This window comes from Ruegeria sp. H6 (genome assembly GCF_056532975.1).
The window spans coordinates 363,816-381,109 of sequence record NZ_JBQFOA010000002.1; the positions used below are offsets into that span (position 1 = coordinate 363,816).

Below are 17,294 nucleotides of genomic sequence, written 5' to 3' on the forward strand. Positions count from 1 at the left end.
CCGTCACGCATCTCCGATGCCATCGAGGAATTCCATCGGGTCAACGCCCTTTGGGTATTCCTCGTTCCATTCTTCTTCTTCCATCAGGGCCTGAGCATCGTAGGTCTCAGGCTTCCAGATCTGGAATGTATCACCGGCGGCAATAAAGAAGGCCTCACCCTCCAGCCCGATCTTGTCACGCAGCTTGGCTGGCAGAACAAGACGACCGGTCTCATCTACGGTTGTCGGGAAAGATTGCCCGTGAAACATGCGCTGCAACATCTTGCGCTGGGTCGATGCCCTGGGCAGCGCATCAATCTTGGCGTCGACCTCATCGATCGCCTCCATCGAGTAACACTCGAGGAAGTTCCGGTCGGGCCCGCCATAAACGATCACAAGTTCCGGCGTGCCACCGGATTGCCAATTGGGGTCAGAGGCCTCAAGCACACGGCGAAACAGGGCCGGGATAGACACCCTGCCCTTTGTATCCACCTTATGGCGGCTTTCACCTCTGAACCTGCGCGCCAAAACGACTGTCCCTTTCGCTTGCGCCCCACCTTGAATTCACGTTCCCCCCCGGAAGAAAAACGGCGGGTTGATCTGCTGCCACTGATCAACCCGCCGCATTGGCCCGCTATGCGGGATGTCCAGCTGCGCGCGCCACCTGGGGGGATGTCTGCTCGCCCGCGCGCCGGATCTGTTGATTGATGAAAGCGAGATGCCTGTATGAAACCTGTACTTGTATTCTTGGTTTGGGGTCGTTTGGTGCCCCGTCTGCCTCGTCCTCATCGGATGAACAAGGGATGCCATGGGAAATTATGGAAATCAAGGGAATTTTTGGGAACACGACGAATGTCAGCTGCTCGCAAATAATAATACCACAGTGAGATTCAACGCAAAAAGGGGCACAAATAGGTTCAGCGTGAGAATGAAGCACAATATATGCCAATCAGCCGACCATCCCACGGTTTCCCAGATGAATGAAATTTTTTTACTGCGCATGCCAATCAACAGCCGAGTTTCCCGCAAAATCACCACGAATCGCGTATTCTGAAAATATGTGCGCGCGCGGAATGAGGCTCTTCCCATGCTTTCCCATACGCCGCCTCGATCGCGTCCAGCATCGCAATTCGTTGACTGATTCACCGGTTCCGACCGAACCGCGCGATCTCAATCCGCTCAAATAATACGCGAATCCGCGTAAATGGTCGGCATTGGATCTATTGTGTGAAAACGCCCACGAACCCGGCTGCGCCAAAAGCGCTCTGAAAACCTGTATTTTCAAGGCAAATTTGGCCTTTGGGAAAAAATCCCGTCAATCCATGCGCTTGCTGCATAGCAGCATTGACGACACGAGCCATTGTGCATTCGCAGCATTTGCCTATCTTCAGTCTCAAGCAAACGCCGCAACACTTTGGCTGCGGCTGGAATGGATGAACAAGATGGCAATGGTACAAACACAATCCGCAATCAAAAACGCACCGGCGTTCAAGTTTGCGTCGATGATCGAAAACGTCAAAACCCGCTATGTGCGCCACCGCGTCTACCGTCAGACAGTGAACGAACTGTCGGCCCTGTCGAGCCGCGATCTGGCGGACCTGGGGCTGCACCGGTCGATGATCCGCCGCGTCGCCAAACAAGCGGCCGAGGACTTCAGCGCACAATAAGCGCACGAAACACCGAGATCAGGTCCTACTCCTCCCTTTGGATCTGAAATCAGCGACAACGTCTCTCCTCCTCCCTGACGTTGTCGCACCCAATACCGGCCAAATCACGCCGGATCTGCATACATCGGGGCTCTCCTCCTCCCGGCTCCGATGTTGAAAGAGCGCGGCGACGTCTCCTCCTCCCTGACGTCGCCGCGTCTTCCCCATACCGGGCTCAAACCCGGGTTCAGATACTTCGGGGCTCTCCTCCTCCCTGCCTCGGAGTTGAAAAGAACGGCGGTTCCCCTCCTCCCTTGGAACCGCCGTTTTTCGTTTTCCTGCACCGAATGTAAGCTATGCTTGTGAACGATTGCTCAGGAGACCGTCATGCCCGCTTATTTCGTCGCCCAAATCACCATCCACGACCCGGATGGGTATCAGGCTTATCTTGAAGGGTTCATGCCGATCTTTGTCCGGCATGGTGGCCGGCTGCTGACGGTTTCTTCGAAACCTGTTGAAGTGATCGAAGGCACGTGGGCCGAGGACGGCATTGTTTTGATGGAATTTCCGGACATCACCGCGGCTCGGGCCTGGAAAGACGACCCCGATTATGTCGAACTGGCCAAGATCAGGCAAAAGACGGCCACAGCCAATCTTGTGCTGGTCGAAGGACTTTAGCGCCTAGAACGGCACATCGTCCTTGTTGGTCAAGAACCGCGAGACAACCTTTTTCGTCCCCGCCTTGTCAAAATCAACCTCGACCTTGTCGCCCTCGATCCCGATCACGGCGCCATAGCCGAATTTCTGATGAAACACCCGCTCGCCCAAGGTGAAGCTGGCCAATGCGGTGGCGTCGATTACGGTATTGCGGGATTCGCGGGGTTGCGACATGCCATATTGGCCCTGCCGGGCCTGCATGCGCTTCCAACCCGGCGAGTTATAGACATTCGCCTCGGCCGCACGGGTTTCAATACCGGCGGTGGTCTGCCCGCCGCCATAAAGACCCGGAGGCGTCAAGACCTCCACATGATCCTCGGGCAATTCGTCTATGAAACGCGACGGCATCGAATTTTGCCACTGGCCGAACACGCGCCGATTGGCGGCAAAAGATATCGTACAGACCTCTTCCGCCCGCGTGATGCCGACATAGGCCAGCCGCCGCTCTTCTTCGAGGCCCTTGAGCCCGGATTCATCCATCGACCGCTGCGAGGGGAACAATCCGTCCTCCCAGCCCGGCAGGAACACGGCGGGAAACTCCAGCCCCTTGGCCGCGTGCAGGGTCATGATCGAGACTTTGGCCCCATCGCCATCCTGCTCATTGTCCATCACCAGACTGACATGTTCCAGAAACCCCTGCAGGTTCTCGAAATTGTCCAACTGGTTGACCAGTTCCTTAAGGTTCTCCAAACGCCCCGGCGCCTCGGGCGTCTTTTCATTCTGCCAATGGGCGGTATAGCCGGATTCGTCCAACACGATCTGCGCCAGTTCGATGTGGCTGTGCTCGGGTTCGCCATAGCGGATGGGCGATACGCCATTGTCGATCACCGTATCATCATCCACCTCGATCCGAGGCCCGCGCGTCATCGCGTTCCAGCGCGCCAAACCGTCGATCAACTCGCGCAGAGCCTTGCCGCCCTTACCCTTGATCAAACCGTTTTCGACCGCGATCCGCGCCCCTTCGACCAGAGACACTCCGTTTTCGCGCGCGACCACCTGAATCGTCTGTTGCGCCTTGTCGCCCAGACCGCGTTTGGGCGTGTTCACGATCCGCTCGAACGCCAGATCATCCTCGGGGCTGACCACGAGCCGGAAATAGGCCATGGCATCGCGAATCTCCATCCGCTCATAGAACCGAGGGCCTCCGATCACCTTATAAGGCAGACCGATGGTCAGAAACCGATCCTCGAACGCGCGCATCTGGTGCGAGGCGCGCACGAGAATGGCGATTTCGTTGAATGAATAACTCTCAACAGGGCTAGCCAGTACTGACTTGTACATGTTGGAAGCATTTGGATCGTCTCTTAACAAACGTTTCACAAGGTTTTGGACCTTAAGCTCGGAATAGGCAGACCCTGTCTCAAAAGCTTGGCGTACAAATTCTTGGCGTGTTAATCTTCCCAAACCGGCTTTTGCGCGCCGGTCCAACTCTTGCTGAAAAGTTTGCGAACGTGGGTTGTTTCTTCTCTTTGCCTCTGGTGCTCGACCAGAAATTAGATCTTCAATTTTTTCACCAATACAACGGGCTTCTTCCTCACCGTCCCAACGCCCCGCTAATTGGACTTTCTCCCCCCATTCTTCCGCCGTCCAAAGTTCCTTGCCCAGGCGGCTTTCATTGCCGCGAATGACATTGGAGGCAGCGGCCAAAATATGCGGGGTCGAGCGGTAGTTCTGCTCAAGCCGGACCACATGCGCACCGGGGAAATCCTTTTCGAAGCGCAGGATGTTGCCCACCTCGGCCCCGCGCCAGCCATAGATCGACTGATCGTCATCGCCCACGCAGCAGATATTCTTGTGCCCCCCGGCCAGCAGACGCAGCCAGAGATATTGCGCAACGTTGGTATCCTGATATTCATCCACAAGGATATAGCGGAACCAGCGTTGGTATTGCTCCAGGACGTCCGGGTGGGCTTGGAAAATCGTGACCATGTGCAGCAGCAGGTCGCCGAAATCCACCGCGTTCAGTTCTCGCAGGCGGGTCTGGTATTGGGCATAGAGCTCAATACCCTTGTGATTGAAAGCCCCCGCGTCAGCTGCGGGCACCTTGTCGGGTGTCAGGGCCCGGTTCTTCCAATCGTCAATGATCCCCGCCAACATCCGCGCGGGCCAGCGTTTGTCGTCGATGTTCGCGGCCTGCGTCAATTGTTTCAGCAGCCGTTTCTGATCATCCGTATCCAAAATGGTGAAGTTCGACTTCAACCCCACCAGTTCCGCGTGACGGCGCAGCAGCTTGACGCAGATCGCATGGAACGTGCCCAGCCACGGCATCCCTTCGGCGGGGCGGCCCAGCATGCGGCCCACACGCTCCTTCATTTCGCGCGCGGCCTTGTTTGTGAAGGTCACCGCCAGAATCTCGTTCTCACGCGCCTTGTGGGTTCTGAGCAGATGGGTGATCCGCGCGGTCAGTGCTTTGGTCTTGCCGGTCCCTGCCCCTGCTAGCATCAGCACCGGTCCATCCAGCCGTTTGACCGCTTCGCGCTGCGCCGGATTGAGGTCGTTCAGATACTCGGCGGGTCGCGCGGCCATTGCTTGCGCCGATAGCGATGCGCCTTCGAAGGCGTCTGATTCATCGAAACTGCTCATGCGGTCAAACTATTCCCAACGCGCGCGGAGGGAAAGGGTTTGTTCACGACTTGTTCGCTCAATCACCAAGAAAATTAAGGATTGCCCCCGCGCGCACGCGCGGTTTTTGGCAGGCTGCAGCCCTCAAATCCCGGAATTTGCCGGAAAACCAGCAGCGTTTCCCTGATAAATTCGTTCAAATCTCGAATTTATCGCAAAATTCCTTCGAAAACCCGCTGAAACTACTCCAAACATTGATGCTGCACTGCCGCATTGCTACAAGGTGGCACGAATGGGGGCGTTTGCGAGCGTTAACATGCCGGTTCTACCCAGAAGAACCGATATGTCTGCGTTTATATATGCGCTATCCACACGGCCACACCAATAAGACCGGGACCTGAAATGACCGACTTCAAGAAAATCCTGATCGCCAACCGCGGCGAAATTGCCATCCGCGTGATGCGGGCCGCCAACGAGATGGGAAAGAAAACCGTCGCGGTTTTTGCCGAAGAAGACAAGCTCGGCTTGCATCGATTTAAGGCGGATGAAGCCTATCGCATTGGCGAAGGGATGGGCCCGGTGGCCGCGTATCTTTCGATTGACGAAATCATCCGTGTGGCCAAGGAATGTGGCGCGGACGCGATCCATCCCGGCTATGGCCTGCTGTCAGAGAATCCGGATTTTGTGGATGCCTGCGTGCAGAACGGCATCACCTTCATCGGCCCCAAGGCCGAAACCATGCGCGCGTTGGGCGACAAAGCCAGCGCGCGGAAGGTGGCGATTGCGGCGGACGTGCCGGTGATCCCCGCCACCGAGGTGTTGGGCGACGATATGACCGCCATCAAGGCCGAGGCGGCTGAGATCGGCTATCCGCTGATGCTGAAAGCCAGCTGGGGCGGCGGTGGGCGCGGCATGCGTCCGATCCTGTCCGAAGATGAGTTGGAAGAGAAAGTTCTGGAGGGCCGCCGCGAGGCCGAGGCCGCGTTTGGCAATGGCGAGGGCTATCTGGAAAAGATGATCACCCGCGCCCGCCATGTTGAGGTGCAGATTCTGGGCGACAAGCATGGTGAGATTTATCATCTCTACGAACGCGACTGCTCGGTCCAGCGGCGGAATCAGAAAGTGGTGGAACGCGCGCCAGCGCCGTATCTGACCGAAGAACAACGCGCCGAGATTTGCGAACTTGGCCGCCGCATCTGCGCCCATGTGAACTATGAATGCGCGGGCACGGTCGAATTCCTGATGGATATGAACACCGGCAAGTTCTATTTCATCGAGGTCAACCCGCGTGTTCAGGTGGAACACACCGTCACCGAAGAAGTGACCGGCATAGACATCGTGCAGGCGCAGATCCTGATCGCCGAGGGCAAGACGCTGTCTGAAGCCACCGGCAAGGCCAGCCAGGGTGACATCCATTTGAACGGTCACGCCCTGCAAACGCGCGTGACGACCGAGGACCCGCTGAACAACTTTATCCCCGATTATGGCCGCATCACCGCCTATCGCTCGGCCACGGGTATGGGCATCCGTTTGGATGGCGGCACAGCCTATGCGGGCGGGGTAATCACGCGGTATTATGACTCGCTGCTGACCAAGGTTACGGCCTGGGCGCCCACGCCCGAAAAGGCAATCGCCCGGATGGACCGTGCGCTGCGGGAATTCCGTGTGCGGGGTGTTTCAACCAACATTGCGTTTGTTGAAAACCTGCTGAAACACCCGACTTTCCTGTCGAACGAATACACCACTAAATTCATCGATGAGACCGCAGATCTGTTCCAGTTCAAAAAGCGCCGCGACCGGGGCACCAAGGTTCTGAACTATATCGCCGATATCACGGTGAACGGCCATCCCGAGACCAAGGATCGCCCAACACCGCGGGCTGATCTGAAAGAGGCCAAGCCCCCCGCGTTGAAGGCCGAGCCGCAGATGGGCACGCGCAATCTGTTGGAACAGAAAGGCCCGCAAGCGGTCGCCGACTGGATGAAGGCGCAGCGGCAATTGCTGATCACCGACACCACCATGCGCGACGGGCACCAGTCGTTGCTGGCGACGCGGATGCGGTCGATCGACATGATCAAGGTGGCGCCGAGCTATGCAGCCAACCTGCCGCAATTGTTCTCGGTCGAGTGCTGGGGCGGCGCGACCTTCGATGTGGCCTATCGGTTCTTGCAGGAATGCCCGTGGCAGCGCCTGCGCGAATTGCGCGGCGCCATGCCAAATCTGATGACGCAGATGCTGCTGCGCGGCGCAAACGGGGTTGGATATACCAACTACCCCGACAACGTGGTTCAGGAATTTGTGCGTCAAGCGTCCAAAGGCATCGACGTGTTCCGCGTCTTCGATTCGCTGAACTGGGTCGAGAACATGCGCGTCGCGATGGACGCGGTGGTCGAGAACGGCAAGATCTGCGAGGGCACCGTGTGCTATACCGGCGACATCCTCGACCCCGACCGCGCCAAGTATGACCTGAAGTACTATGTGGGCATGGCGAAAGAGTTGCGCGATGCAGGGGCTCATATACTTGGGCTGAAAGACATGGCGGGCCTGCTGAAACCCGCCTCGGCCCGCATCCTGATCCGCGCACTGAAGGAAGAGGTCGGGTTGCCGATCCACTTCCATACTCACGACACGGCCGGCATCGCCAGCGCCACCATCCTGGCCGCGTCCGAGGCGGGTGTGGACGCAGTAGATTGCGCGATGGACAGCTTTTCAGGCAACACCAGCCAGGCAACGCTGGGCACAGTGGTCGAAGCGCTGCGCCACACGGATCGCGATACCGGTCTGAACATCAAAGCCATCCGCGAGATCAGCGACTATTTCGAGGCCGTGCGCGGCCAATACGCGGCATTCGAATCCAGCCTGCAAGCACCGGCGTCCGAGGTTTACCTGCACGAGATGCCCGGTGGCCAGTTCACCAACCTCAAGGCCCAGGCGCGCAGCCTGGGGCTGGAAGAGCGTTGGCACGAAGTGGCGCAGATGTATGCGGATGTGAACCAGATGTTCGGCGACATCGTGAAGGTGACGCCCTCGTCCAAAGTGGTGGGTGACATGGCGCTGATGATGGTCAGCCAGGGCCTGACCCGTGACGATGTCGAAAATCCCGATACGGATGTGGCCTTCCCCGACTCGGTCGTGGATATGATGCGCGGCAATCTGGGCCAGCCTCCGGGCGGGTTCCCTGAGACGATCATCCACAAAGTGCTGAAAGATGAAGCCCCCAACACCGAACGGCCCGGAAAGCATGTGGAACCGGTCGATCTGGAGGCCACACGCGCCGATCTGTCCAAGCAGTTGGATGGCAAAGAGGTCGATGACGAGGATCTGAACGGCTATCTGATGTATCCCAAGGTCTTCCTTGACTACATGGGGCGCCACCGGAGCTATGGCCCGGTGCGCACGCTACCGACCCGCACGTTCTTTTACGGCATGGAACCGGGGGAAGAGATCACTGCCGAGATCGACCCGGGCAAAACGCTGGAAATCCGCTGCCAGGCGGTGGGCGAAACCGACGAGAATGGCGAGGTGAAGGTGTTCTTTGAACTCAACGGCCAGCCCCGCGTGATCCGGGTGCCCAACCGTTTGGTCAAAGCCTCGACCACGCAACGCCCAAAGGCCGAAGCCGGCAATCCCAACCACATCGGCGCGCCGATGCCGGGTGTTGTCGCCACAATCGCCGTCTCGCCGGGTCAAGAGGTGCATGAAGGCGATCTGCTGCTGACCATCGAAGCGATGAAGATGGAAACCGGCATCCATGCGGAACGCGATGCGGTTGTCACGGCTGTACATGTGCAACCGGGCGGTCAGATTGACGCAAAGGACCTGTTGGTCGAACTGGAATAAGCTGCAATAAATTGTGCAGTCAGGCCGCGCGGGATCTGCGCGGCCTTTTTTGTTTCTGCCAACGGAGCATGCGGATGCTGACAGTCACACCGATCTACGCCGCTTTGATTGCCTTCCTTTACATCGCGCTCAGCGTGAACGTTATCCGGGTCCGCCGTAATGGGCGAATCTCGGTTGGGGACGCCGGCGACAAAGCGATGATCAAAGCCATGCGCACCCATTCCAACTGCGCCGAATACGCCCCTTTTGGGCTGTTGCTGATCGCATTGGTCGAAGCGCAGGGCGCAGGCGTGCTTTTGGTAAATCTGTTGGGTCTAAGCCTGCTGGCCGGGCGGCTGCTGCACGCCTATGGGTTCGGGCGCACACCTCAGATCATCATTCTGCGCCAGATCGGCATGGGTCTAACATTTCTTGCCCTGTTGCTGGCCGCGCTTGCCAACTTGGTTCTGGCGATGTGACCCAGAGCCAAGATTACCCTTCGAGCAGCGAAACCTCGACATGAGGGGCAATCAGGAATGCCGATTGTGATCGCGCCTCAGGATGTTGTGCCGACAAAGGCACCATCCAGGCCACCATGATCACGATGGCCAACAAAACCAATTTCAAGTCTCCTGCCCAGGACATATCCACCTCTCAACCCTCACCTTCTGTGTTCCAGTGTTGATTCAACGTGTGAACAGAAGGTTTCCGTCGGAAAAAGATTTTTCGGATTTCTGCGTTTTTCCCCTTGCAGCTTTGCGCCAGAAATTTTACTTCACGCCTCACTCAACGGCGCGGGCGTAGCTCAGGGGTAGAGCATAACCTTGCCAAGGTTAGGGTCGGGCGTTCGAATCGCCTCGCCCGCTCCATTGAGAGGTCTTTGGACCACATATGTATCTGATGCGGGCGTAGCTCAGGGGTAGAGCATAACCTTGCCAAGGTTAGGGTCGGGCGTTCGAATCGCCTCGCCCGCTCCAGATACAAACCACTCTCTCAGAACGCCTTGAACGTCATCGTGGTCAGCGAGCGTTCGATATCAGAGATCACCAGCAGGTTTTCGTTGATATAGTGCCCCACATCTTCGGTTTCGGGGATGTAGAGCTTCAACAGCAGGTCGTATTCGCCGCTGGTCGAATAAAGCTCGGAATGAATTTCGCGCAGCGCAATATCTTCGGCGACCTTGTAGGTCGTGCCAGGTTTGCAGCGGATCTGGATAAAAACGCAGGTGGACATGGGCTGTGCTTTCTTTCTTGGTGTTGCCCGCAGGCTGGCACGGGGGACGAGCCGGTGCAATCCCCTGCAACAGATTGAAGCGATTGGCGCGCCCGGTCTTTCAAACCTCGGCCAACCCCGTCTATAAGCGCGCCTGTAGAAAAAGGAATTCGCCTATGCGCAGCGCAATGATCAGCCGCAAGACCGCCGAGACCGAGATTTCGGTTGAGGTCAATCTGGACGGGACCGGCCGGTATGACAACCAGACCGGTGTCGGCTTTTTTGATCACATGCTGGACCAGTTGGCGCGCCATTCGCTGATTGACATGACGATCCGCGCCAAGGGCGATTATCACATCGACGATCACCACACGGTCGAAGACACCGGTATTGCACTGGGTCAGGCGCTGGTGCAGGCCCTGGGCGACAAGAAAGGTATCCGGCGGTATGGCGAGTGCCACCTGCCCATGGACGACGCGCAGGTTCGCTGTGCGTTGGATCTTTCGGCCCGCCCGTTTCTGATCTGGAACGTGGACCTACCCACCCCCAAGATCGGCAGTTTCGATACCGAGCTGGTGCGCGAGTTCTTTCAGGCGCTCAGCACCCATGGCGGCATTACGCTGCATATCGACCAGTTGCACGGGTTCAACAGTCACCACATTGCCGAGGCCGCGTTCAAGGCCGTCGCGCGCGCGTTGCGTGATGCCGTGGAAACCGACCCGCGCAAGGCGGACGCGATTCCGTCAACCAAGGGCGCTTTGTAGGTAGACGTCGAAAGGGGCGCTGCCCCTCTTGGCTTGCAGCCAATTCACCCCGCCGTATTTGGAACAAGAAGAAGAACAGGGCCGTACCCATGCTGACTGCAATCATTGATTATGAGTCGGGAAACCTGCACTCGGCAGAGAAGGCGTTTCAGCGGATGGCGCGCGAGATGGATGCCGGTGAGGTCGTTGTGACCTCGGACGCCGAGGTTGTTGCCCGCGCGGATCGTCTGGTTTTGCCCGGCGACGGCGCTTTTCCGGCCTGTGCTGCCGAATTGCGCGGCCATAAGGGCATTTATGACGCGATGGTTGAGGCGGTTGAACAGAAAGCCCGCCCGTTTTTGGGCATTTGTGTGGGCATGCAGTTGATGGCCTCGAAAGGCCATGAATATGTGGAAACCGATGGCTTGGGCTGGGTCGCGGGTGATGTGGTTCGAATCGACCCCTCGGACACTTCGCTGAAGGTACCCCATATGGGTTGGAACGATCTTGTTATCGAACATGAGCACCCGATTTTTGACGGCGTTAAGACGGGTGATCATGTGTATTTTGTCCATTCCTACCATTTCCGCGTCCACACTGCCGCCGAACGGCTGGCCTATGTCGGATATGGGCAGGAGGTCACGGCCGTGATTGGCCGCGACACGATGGTCGGCATGCAATTCCACCCCGAAAAGAGTCAGGATGTCGGTCTGCGCATGATCGGCAACTTCCTGACCTGGGCCCCCTGAACGGCTACTGAACCCGTGTCCAGGTTTGGCCTCGGCAGACCAGACCACCAGCGACGCACCCTTTGACGGTCAGGCTGTTCTGGCTGTCCAGCGTCATTTTTGACCGATAGGTCTTGTCGCTTTCCGGGTCCCAAATTTTTCCGTTGGCATAGGCACCGTCGCCCTCGGGCACCATGTCCCAGATAATTTGCTTGCCCAGGTTCTCGTATTCCAGGCTTTGATCGCCATTCGCGCTGAAGGCGCTGTCGATCGTGCCACAGATCGCACTGCCGCATTCCGAGATCGAAACATGCAGGTAGCCACCGGAATCGCCCGGCTGCGTCTTCCACAGGCCGTCAACCGGGTCTTCGGCCAGCGCGCTTGTAGCCAATATTGCAAAGCCCGCGGTCAAAAGTGCTTTTCTCATGGTTTATCTCCCTGTTTGTGCCCCAGTGTTACGCGCGGCCTGCAGTCGGGCAAGGCTGACTTTGCGTCGCGTTGCGCCCCTGCCCCTGCTGTGCGATATCCCGCGCGTGTAACAGTGATATAGGGCCGCCCGACATGATCCTCTACCCCGCCATCGACCTAAAAGACGGCCAGGCCGTGCGCCTGCTGCGTGGTGAAATGGACAAGGCCACCGTGTTCAATGACGACCCGGCAGCGCAGGCGCGCGCTTTTGTTGAGGCGGGATGCGAATGGCTGCATCTGGTAGATCTGAACGGAGCCTTTGCGGGTGAACCGGTCAACGCTGCCCCGGTCGAGGCGATCCTGAAAGCCTGCGATGTCCCCGCCCAACTGGGCGGTGGGATCCGCGACATGGCGACAATCGAGGCGTGGATCGACAAGGGGCTGGCACGGGTTATTTTGGGCACCGTCGCGGTCGAGAACCCCGATCTGGTGCGTGAGGCGGCCCGCGCGTTTCCGGGCAAAATCGCGGTTGGCATTGACGCGCGCAACGGCATGGTCGCGACCAAAGGCTGGGCCAAGGAAACCGACGTTCAGGTCACCGATCTAGCCCGCAGTTTTGAGGACGCGGGCGTTGCGGCGATCATCTATACCGATATCAATCGGGACGGGGCGATGCAGGGCCCGAATGTCGAGGCAACCGCCGCGCTGGCGCAGGCTGTTTCGATCCCGGTGATCGCCTCGGGCGGGGTCAGCTCGGTCGCTGACCTGATCGCCCTGCGCGATTGCGGTGTCGCGCTCAATGGCGCAATCTCGGGCCGGGCGCTCTATGATGGCGCGATTGACCTTGCAGAAGCCATTCGCGCCCTGAGCTGATTTATTGCGCGGCAGCGGCGGTCAGTTTCGCCAAGGCGCCGCGCATTTTCTCGATGACGGGCGATTTCTCGACCTCGTCCAGTTCATCCATCGTTTCTTTCGGGTCCTCATAGGCCAGCCAGACCTGCCCGTTTGCATCCTCATAGGCCTGCACCTTTAGGGGCAGGAACAATCCGGCCCGCGGATCGATCTGCATCGCGGGTGTACCCAAAGCGGGGTTTCCGAAAATCAGAACCTGATTGGCCGGGATAGGCGTGCCGACTTTTTCGGCCCCTGCCGCGTGATCGACGCGGGCAAAAACGGTTGCACCTGCATTGCCAACAGCAGCCTCAAGTGCGTCCAGAGCCTCGGTCACAGATTTATCGGTTTGAACTTTGATGATGTCGTCAGCCATGGCGGACAGTGCCCCTCCGAACGTCAGAATTGTTGTCAGTATCAGTTTACGCATATCGGTTATCCTCTCGTGAAATTCACCCCAGTTTTCACAGGTTTGCGCCCGATCGCAATCACAAGTCTGGCATCGGCGGGGCTTTGCCGCTATGGGTGCCTGCGGTAAAGGAAAGCCCATGCTCAAAACCCGTATCATTCCCTGTCTGGACGTCGCTGATGGCCGCGTGGTCAAGGGCGTCAACTTTGTGGGCCTGCGCGATGCGGGCGACCCGGTGGAATCGGCCAAAGCCTATGATGCCGCCGGAGCGGATGAGATTTGCTTTTTGGATATTCACGCCACCCATGAAAATCGCGGCACCATGTTTGACGTGGTTCAACGCACGGCAGAGCAATGCTTTGTTCCATTGACCGTGGGCGGTGGCGTGCGCACCAAAGATGACGTGCGCGCCCTGCTGCTGGCGGGGGCCGACAAGGTCAGTTTCAACTCGGCAGCCGTGGCCAACCCCGATGTCATCGCCGAGGCCGCTGACCAGTTTGGCAGCCAGTGCATCGTCTGCGCCATCGACGCCAAAACCGTCGGCCCCGGCAAATGGGAGATTTTCACCCATGGCGGGCGCAAACCGACTGGGATCGACGCGGTAGAATTTGCCAAAACCGTCGTCGCCAAGGGAGCAGGGGAAATCCTGCTGACCTCGATGGATCGCGATGGGACCAAAGCGGGTTTCAACCTGCCGCTGACCCGAGCCATCAGCGACGCAGTTGACGTGCCGGTAATCGCCTCGGGTGGCGTCGGCACCCTGGATCATCTGGTCGAAGGCGTCACCGAAGGCGGTGCAAGCGCTGTGCTGGCCGCGTCGATTTTTCACTTTGGCGAATACACCATCCGCGAGGCCAAGGAACATATGGCCGCTGCGGGCATTCCGATGAGGCTGGCATGAGCATCTTGCACGAACTGGCGGCAACGATCGAGGCCCGCAAAACGGCTGATCCGGAGTCCAGCTGGACAGCGAAGCTGCTGGCGAAAGGCCCCGAGAAATGTGCCGAGAAATTCGGAGAAGAGGCCATCGAGGCCATCATCGAAGCGGTCAAAGGGGACCGTGAAAAGCTGACGACCGAGGCGGCAGATGTGCTCTATCACCTGCTGGTGATGCTGGCTGCACGGGACGTGGCGCTGGAGGATGTTCTGAACGAATTGGCCCGTCGTCAGGGGCTGAGCGGCATTGCGGAAAAAGCGGCACGCCCCAAAGCCTGAGTCGAAGGGTTTCTTTGACGGATATCTGCCCCTATGATCGCACCTCAGGGCACGCGGATCAAAGGACAACAGAATGATCAGGACTTTGGCAATTGTTCTGGCCTTTGTGACACTTGGCGCGTGTTCCACCCCTCCGCCATCTACCGGGGACGAGGTGCAAAGGCTGGCGACCGAAATCCGCAACCTGGGCCCCGACATCGACCCCGCAGAGGCTGATCGCGCAGCGCAGATCGCTTATTCCTACACCGCGCAGTTGGTGCAGGAATACCAGATCACCGACCCTCCGTTGATCCACAATGCAAAGGTCAACAAGGGCACACGGCCTCGCGGACTGTGTTGGCATTGGGCGGAAGACATCGAGCGCCGTTTGAAGCAAGAAAACTTTAAAACCCTGACCCTGCACCGCGCCATCGCCAATGCCGACAACCCGATCCGAATAGACCACAGTACGGCGATTATTAGCCGGCGCGGCGAAACGATGTATGAGGGCGTCGTGCTGGATCCCTGGCGCTATGGCGGCACCTTGTTCTGGGCCCCGCTTGTGGAAGACACCCGCTATGACTGGGTGCCGCGCGACGTGGTTCTGGAAAAACGCAGACAGGAACAGGCTGCCAGGCTAAAACCCTATGTCGCGCAATAAGATTAGAGCTTTGACGAAATAATCCCGGTGCTGAAACCGCCCATACGCAATTCGCCAAACAGGCGCTGATATTCGATCTTGGGGCATCGGTTCATGATGACATCCACGCCACGTGCCTGTGCCCTGGCGGCCGCCTCGGGGTGTTCCACACCGATCTGCATCCAGATTGTGCTCAGCGTCGGGAAGGCCTGCAAAGCCTCATCCACAATCGGGGGCACCGCCTCGGACCGGCGAAAAATCTCGACCATATCCACAGGTTCGGAAATGTCCGACAACGTGGCGCGAATCTTTTGCCCGAACAGCTCTTTCCCCGCGTGACCGGGGCTCACCGGGATAATCTTGAACCCTTTGAGCGACAAATATCGCGCAACATAGTAGCTGGGCCGCACCGGGTTCATCGACACTCCGGTCACGGCAATCACTTTGGTTCGGGTGAGAATCTGCTTGAGAAGATCATCGGAATAGTCTGTCATTCCGGCACCTTATTCGCAGTGTAGAAAAGAAAAAAGCGCCCAGGTGATACCTGAGCGCCAGTTGTTGGAACGAGGGACAGTGAAATGACCCGCGGCAGTTCCGTTCCGCGGTCACTGTGACATTTAAGCATGAGTTGAGATAAAAAAAGAGGGGGCACTCATTTTTGTGATGACAGATCACGAAAAGCGGAGATCCGCCGATCAGTCGTACAGAACAGCCGGCCAGTGCGTCTCTGCCAAGGCTATGTTTTCGGCCTCATTTTCTGCCCAAACCGCCTCGATCCGGGGGGAATGGGTCAGGTACAGCCGGTTGTCGACAATTTTCCAGGCATCCGGGTCGGTGCTGCTAAGCTGGCCCATCGCCATGCCATAGGCGCAATAACCGCCAAACTGCGGCGCAAAGGCCCTTGGGTTGCGTTCGAACAGGTCCAGATTCTCAGCGGTGGCAAAGTGCCAGATCGTCCCTTTCCACATCAGGGAATGCTCCGCGCTCCCAAGGCGGGGCTCCGCTTCGTTGAAGTAAGACACCGCATCATAGCCGGATACAGCCACACCGCCGGTCGAATAGTACATCGGCACGGATTGCGCCTGAGCACCCGTGGCGCAGGCAAAAGCAGTCAAAGCGGACAAAAACAGACGACGGGTCAACATCAGGGAATCACATACTCCGGTTCAGGCTTAGCTAATTTGCATATTCGCTATCGCCGTCGGAACCCCAATGACAGGCTTGTGAACACCTGCGCGCACTCGGTCAGTCAAAAACGTCTTCGATCACGTCCCAAGCTTCGTCCAGAACCCGGGAAAACAAACTTTTGTTCTTTTTCTTCTTGCCCTGCTTCCTGGTCTTTTCACCAGTGCGCATCGTTTGCTTGGATGCCTTGGCTTTGGGCATCATCTTGAGGTTATGAAGCGGCGCGCCACAGCTTGAACAGCTCAGCTCGTGCTGCTGTCGGCCTTTCAGAACCAAAGCGGCGCGCGTGCCGCAATAGCAGCAGGTTGCAATCTTGGGTGGGGCGGAAATGGCGGCCTCCTGTTATCTGCCTATGGATGCATATAGGGCAATTGCCGCAGCATTTGAGACATTGAGTGACCCAAAACCACCCGCCGCGTCAATCTTGACCAGACAATCCACTGTTTCTTTTGTTTTTTGACGCAGACCCGGGCCTTCGGCACCAAGCACCAGCGCGACGGGCTGTTGGCGCTTTCCGTCCAGTGTGGTTTCGATGGTATGGTCTGCCTCACCGTCCAGACCCAGCACCAGAAAACCCATATCCTGCAACTCGACTATCGTGTCGGCCAGATTGCGCACGCGCAGATAGGGTTGGCGTTCCAGCGCGCCGCTGGCCGTTTTTGCCAAAGCCCCGGTTTCAGGGGCCGAGTGATGGCGTGTTCCGATCACTGCACTGGCCCCCAGAACTTCGGCTGAGCGCAGGATTGCACCCACGTTATGCGGGTCGGTCAGCCGATCCAGCAGCAGAACACGCGGGTTTTCCCGCCCGATACAGTTCTCTGCCAGCCCGCCCCAGTCCAGCGGCTTGACCTCAAGCGCGGCACCCTGATGCACTGAACCCGGATCAATCGGAGCGGTGAATTTCCGCGGATCAACCATCTCGGCGTCGATGCCCGCAAACTCAATGGCCTCGGCCAGTTTGCCCTGCGCATTTCGCGTCACGATCAGGCGCAATTTCTGCCGGTTCGGGTTCATCAGCGCATCCCGAACAGCGTGCAGACCGAACAACCAAACAGTTTCCGCGGCAGCCGCTTTGCGGGCCTGTTCCTTCTCGACGACCCATTTGGGTTTCTTCATGTTACGGGCCTCCGGGCCGGAAATACGTTTCCTGCGTCAAAGCGG

Annotated in this window: 20 protein-coding genes and 2 tRNA genes; 12 read left to right on the forward strand and 10 right to left on the reverse strand. The window is 58.2% G+C overall.

The genetic code is table 11. The features are described 5' to 3' along the window. Positions 1 to 3 precede the first annotated feature (3 nt). A complete protein-coding gene (mraZ, locus tag ACR0AG_RS06460; RefSeq protein WP_480837454.1) occupies positions 4 to 471 on the reverse strand; it encodes a division/cell wall cluster transcriptional repressor MraZ in 468 nt (155 codons plus the stop codon). A gap of 830 nt (positions 472 to 1,301) precedes the next feature. Here mraZ and ACR0AG_RS06465 point away from each other — a divergent pair. Further along, positions 1,302 to 1,646, forward strand: a complete 345-nt coding sequence (locus ACR0AG_RS06465) for a DUF1127 domain-containing protein (protein ID WP_480837455.1) — start codon at positions 1,302 to 1,304, stop codon at positions 1,644 to 1,646. A 366-nt stretch (positions 1,647 to 2,012) separates the two neighbouring features. Then, positions 2,013 to 2,303 (forward strand): DUF1330 domain-containing protein, encoded by a 291-nt coding sequence (locus ACR0AG_RS06470; protein WP_480837456.1) that lies wholly within the window; start codon positions 2,013 to 2,015, stop codon positions 2,301 to 2,303. A 3-nt stretch (positions 2,304 to 2,306) separates the two neighbouring features. Here ACR0AG_RS06470 and ACR0AG_RS06475 read toward each other — a convergent pair whose 3' ends face one another. After that, on the reverse strand, positions 2,307 to 4,925 hold the full coding sequence (locus tag ACR0AG_RS06475; protein WP_480837457.1) for an ATP-dependent helicase: 2,619 nt from the start codon (positions 4,923 to 4,925) through the stop codon (positions 2,307 to 2,309). 381 nt (positions 4,926 to 5,306) lie between these two features. On the opposite strand from ACR0AG_RS06475, the gene ACR0AG_RS06480 reads away from it, so the two are divergent. Then, positions 5,307 to 8,744 (forward strand): pyruvate carboxylase, encoded by a 3,438-nt coding sequence (locus tag ACR0AG_RS06480; RefSeq protein WP_480837458.1) that lies wholly within the window; start codon positions 5,307 to 5,309, stop codon positions 8,742 to 8,744. Between the two features lie 74 nt (positions 8,745 to 8,818). Then, positions 8,819 to 9,202 carry an MAPEG family protein gene (locus tag ACR0AG_RS06485; RefSeq protein ID WP_480837459.1) on the forward strand — a complete coding sequence of 128 codons (384 nt, stop codon included), beginning with the start codon at positions 8,819 to 8,821 and terminating at the stop codon, positions 9,200 to 9,202. Positions 9,203 to 9,215: 13 nt separating this feature from the next. Here ACR0AG_RS06485 and ACR0AG_RS06490 read toward each other — a convergent pair whose 3' ends face one another. Then, complete coding sequence (locus ACR0AG_RS06490) at positions 9,216 to 9,368, reverse strand: hypothetical protein (protein ID WP_480837460.1); 153 nt, start codon at positions 9,366 to 9,368, stop codon at positions 9,216 to 9,218. Positions 9,369 to 9,517: 149 nt separating this feature from the next. On the opposite strand from ACR0AG_RS06490, the gene ACR0AG_RS06495 reads away from it, so the two are divergent. Continuing rightward, positions 9,518 to 9,592, forward strand: a tRNA-Gly gene (locus ACR0AG_RS06495). A 33-nt stretch (positions 9,593 to 9,625) separates the two neighbouring features. Beyond that, a tRNA-Gly gene (locus tag ACR0AG_RS06500) sits at positions 9,626 to 9,700 on the forward strand. Between the two features lie 16 nt (positions 9,701 to 9,716). On the opposite strand, the gene ACR0AG_RS06505 is transcribed toward ACR0AG_RS06500, so the two are convergent. Beyond that, positions 9,717 to 9,956, reverse strand: a complete 240-nt coding sequence (locus tag ACR0AG_RS06505) for an Lrp/AsnC ligand binding domain-containing protein (protein WP_480837461.1) — start codon at positions 9,954 to 9,956, stop codon at positions 9,717 to 9,719. A gap of 155 nt (positions 9,957 to 10,111) precedes the next feature. On the opposite strand from ACR0AG_RS06505, the gene hisB reads away from it, so the two are divergent. Continuing rightward, complete coding sequence (gene hisB, locus ACR0AG_RS06510) at positions 10,112 to 10,699, forward strand: imidazoleglycerol-phosphate dehydratase HisB (RefSeq protein WP_480837462.1); 588 nt, start codon at positions 10,112 to 10,114, stop codon at positions 10,697 to 10,699. An 89-nt stretch (positions 10,700 to 10,788) separates the two neighbouring features. Continuing rightward, the gene (gene hisH, locus ACR0AG_RS06515; protein ID WP_480837463.1) at positions 10,789 to 11,427 is read left to right on the forward strand and encodes an imidazole glycerol phosphate synthase subunit HisH; all 639 of its coding nucleotides are present in this window, start codon (positions 10,789 to 10,791) and stop codon (positions 11,425 to 11,427) included. A gap of 4 nt (positions 11,428 to 11,431) precedes the next feature. On the opposite strand, the gene ACR0AG_RS06520 is transcribed toward hisH, so the two are convergent. Further along, entirely contained in the window at positions 11,432 to 11,833 is a 402-nt protein-coding gene (locus ACR0AG_RS06520; RefSeq protein WP_480837464.1) for a DUF2147 domain-containing protein, read from the reverse strand. Between the two features lie 134 nt (positions 11,834 to 11,967). Here ACR0AG_RS06520 and hisA point away from each other — a divergent pair, with 134 nt between their 5' ends. Continuing rightward, positions 11,968 to 12,687, forward strand: coding sequence for a 1-(5-phosphoribosyl)-5-[(5-phosphoribosylamino)methylideneamino]imidazole-4-carboxamide isomerase (gene hisA / locus ACR0AG_RS06525; RefSeq protein WP_480837465.1), 720 nt, complete (start codon positions 11,968 to 11,970; stop codon positions 12,685 to 12,687). 1 nt (position 12,688) lies between these two features. On the opposite strand, the gene ACR0AG_RS06530 is transcribed toward hisA, so the two are convergent. Continuing rightward, positions 12,689 to 13,135, reverse strand: coding sequence for a DUF302 domain-containing protein (locus tag ACR0AG_RS06530; RefSeq protein WP_480837466.1), 447 nt, complete (start codon positions 13,133 to 13,135; stop codon positions 12,689 to 12,691). Positions 13,136 to 13,253: 118 nt separating this feature from the next. Between ACR0AG_RS06530 and hisF the strand changes: the two genes are divergently transcribed. The 3 genes from hisF (at position 13,254) to ACR0AG_RS06545 (ending at position 14,969) form a co-directional block, all read left to right on the forward strand. Next, the gene (hisF, locus tag ACR0AG_RS06535; protein ID WP_480837467.1) at positions 13,254 to 14,015 is read left to right on the forward strand and encodes an imidazole glycerol phosphate synthase subunit HisF; all 762 of its coding nucleotides are present in this window, start codon (positions 13,254 to 13,256) and stop codon (positions 14,013 to 14,015) included. Beyond that, positions 14,012 to 14,329, forward strand: coding sequence for a phosphoribosyl-ATP diphosphatase (locus ACR0AG_RS06540; protein WP_480837468.1), 318 nt, complete (start codon positions 14,012 to 14,014; stop codon positions 14,327 to 14,329). Before hisF ends, ACR0AG_RS06540 begins: the two co-directional genes overlap by 4 nt. A 73-nt stretch (positions 14,330 to 14,402) precedes the next feature. After that, positions 14,403 to 14,969 carry a hypothetical protein gene (locus ACR0AG_RS06545; RefSeq protein ID WP_480837469.1) on the forward strand — a complete coding sequence of 189 codons (567 nt, stop codon included), beginning with the start codon at positions 14,403 to 14,405 and terminating at the stop codon, positions 14,967 to 14,969. Between the two features lie 2 nt (positions 14,970 to 14,971). On the opposite strand, the gene ACR0AG_RS06550 is transcribed toward ACR0AG_RS06545, so the two are convergent. From ACR0AG_RS06550 to rlmB, 4 genes are all read right to left on the reverse strand, one after another. Further along, positions 14,972 to 15,442: a CoA-binding protein gene (locus ACR0AG_RS06550; protein WP_480837470.1), complete on the reverse strand. Its 471-nt coding sequence runs from the start codon at positions 15,440 to 15,442 to the stop codon at positions 14,972 to 14,974. Positions 15,443 to 15,643: 201 nt separating this feature from the next. Then, positions 15,644 to 16,093 carry a YHS domain-containing (seleno)protein gene (locus tag ACR0AG_RS06555; RefSeq protein WP_480837471.1) on the reverse strand — a complete coding sequence of 150 codons (450 nt, stop codon included), beginning with the start codon at positions 16,091 to 16,093 and terminating at the stop codon, positions 15,644 to 15,646. 100 nt (positions 16,094 to 16,193) lie between these two features. Then, entirely contained in the window at positions 16,194 to 16,463 is a 270-nt protein-coding gene (locus tag ACR0AG_RS06560; RefSeq protein WP_480837749.1) for a hypothetical protein, read from the reverse strand. A gap of 12 nt (positions 16,464 to 16,475) precedes the next feature. After that, positions 16,476 to 17,249 carry a 23S rRNA (guanosine(2251)-2'-O)-methyltransferase RlmB gene (gene rlmB, locus ACR0AG_RS06565; protein ID WP_480837472.1) on the reverse strand — a complete coding sequence of 258 codons (774 nt, stop codon included), beginning with the start codon at positions 17,247 to 17,249 and terminating at the stop codon, positions 16,476 to 16,478. Positions 17,250 to 17,294: the final 45 nt, after the last annotated feature.

Excerpts from the sequence above, each read along its gene's own strand:
- ACR0AG_RS06465 (WP_480837455.1), top strand. The coding sequence starts at position 1,302 with ATGCGCTTGCTGCATAGCAGCATTGACGACACGAGCCATTGTGCATTC.
- ACR0AG_RS06470 (WP_480837456.1), top strand. The coding sequence starts at position 2,013 with ATGCCCGCTTATTTCGTCGCCCAAATCACCATCCACGACCCGGATGGG.
- ACR0AG_RS06475 (WP_480837457.1), bottom strand. The coding sequence starts at position 4,925 with ATGAGCAGTTTCGATGAATCAGACGCCTTCGAAGGCGCATCGCTATCG.
- ACR0AG_RS06480 (WP_480837458.1), top strand. The coding sequence starts at position 5,307 with ATGACCGACTTCAAGAAAATCCTGATCGCCAACCGCGGCGAAATTGCC.
- ACR0AG_RS06485 (WP_480837459.1), top strand. The coding sequence starts at position 8,819 with ATGCTGACAGTCACACCGATCTACGCCGCTTTGATTGCCTTCCTTTAC.
- ACR0AG_RS06490 (WP_480837460.1), bottom strand. The coding sequence starts at position 9,368 with ATGTCCTGGGCAGGAGACTTGAAATTGGTTTTGTTGGCCATCGTGATC.
- ACR0AG_RS06505 (WP_480837461.1), bottom strand. The coding sequence starts at position 9,956 with ATGTCCACCTGCGTTTTTATCCAGATCCGCTGCAAACCTGGCACGACC.
- hisB (WP_480837462.1), top strand. The coding sequence starts at position 10,112 with ATGCGCAGCGCAATGATCAGCCGCAAGACCGCCGAGACCGAGATTTCG.
- hisH (WP_480837463.1), top strand. The coding sequence starts at position 10,789 with ATGCTGACTGCAATCATTGATTATGAGTCGGGAAACCTGCACTCGGCA.
- ACR0AG_RS06520 (WP_480837464.1), bottom strand. The coding sequence starts at position 11,833 with ATGAGAAAAGCACTTTTGACCGCGGGCTTTGCAATATTGGCTACAAGC.
- hisA (WP_480837465.1), top strand. The coding sequence starts at position 11,968 with ATGATCCTCTACCCCGCCATCGACCTAAAAGACGGCCAGGCCGTGCGC.
- ACR0AG_RS06530 (WP_480837466.1), bottom strand. The coding sequence starts at position 13,135 with ATGCGTAAACTGATACTGACAACAATTCTGACGTTCGGAGGGGCACTG.
- hisF (WP_480837467.1), top strand. The coding sequence starts at position 13,254 with ATGCTCAAAACCCGTATCATTCCCTGTCTGGACGTCGCTGATGGCCGC.
- ACR0AG_RS06540 (WP_480837468.1), top strand. The coding sequence starts at position 14,012 with ATGAGCATCTTGCACGAACTGGCGGCAACGATCGAGGCCCGCAAAACG.
- ACR0AG_RS06545 (WP_480837469.1), top strand. The coding sequence starts at position 14,403 with ATGATCAGGACTTTGGCAATTGTTCTGGCCTTTGTGACACTTGGCGCG.
- ACR0AG_RS06550 (WP_480837470.1), bottom strand. The coding sequence starts at position 15,442 with ATGACAGACTATTCCGATGATCTTCTCAAGCAGATTCTCACCCGAACC.
- ACR0AG_RS06555 (WP_480837471.1), bottom strand. The coding sequence starts at position 16,093 with ATGTTGACCCGTCGTCTGTTTTTGTCCGCTTTGACTGCTTTTGCCTGC.
- rlmB (WP_480837472.1), bottom strand. The coding sequence starts at position 17,249 with ATGAAGAAACCCAAATGGGTCGTCGAGAAGGAACAGGCCCGCAAAGCG.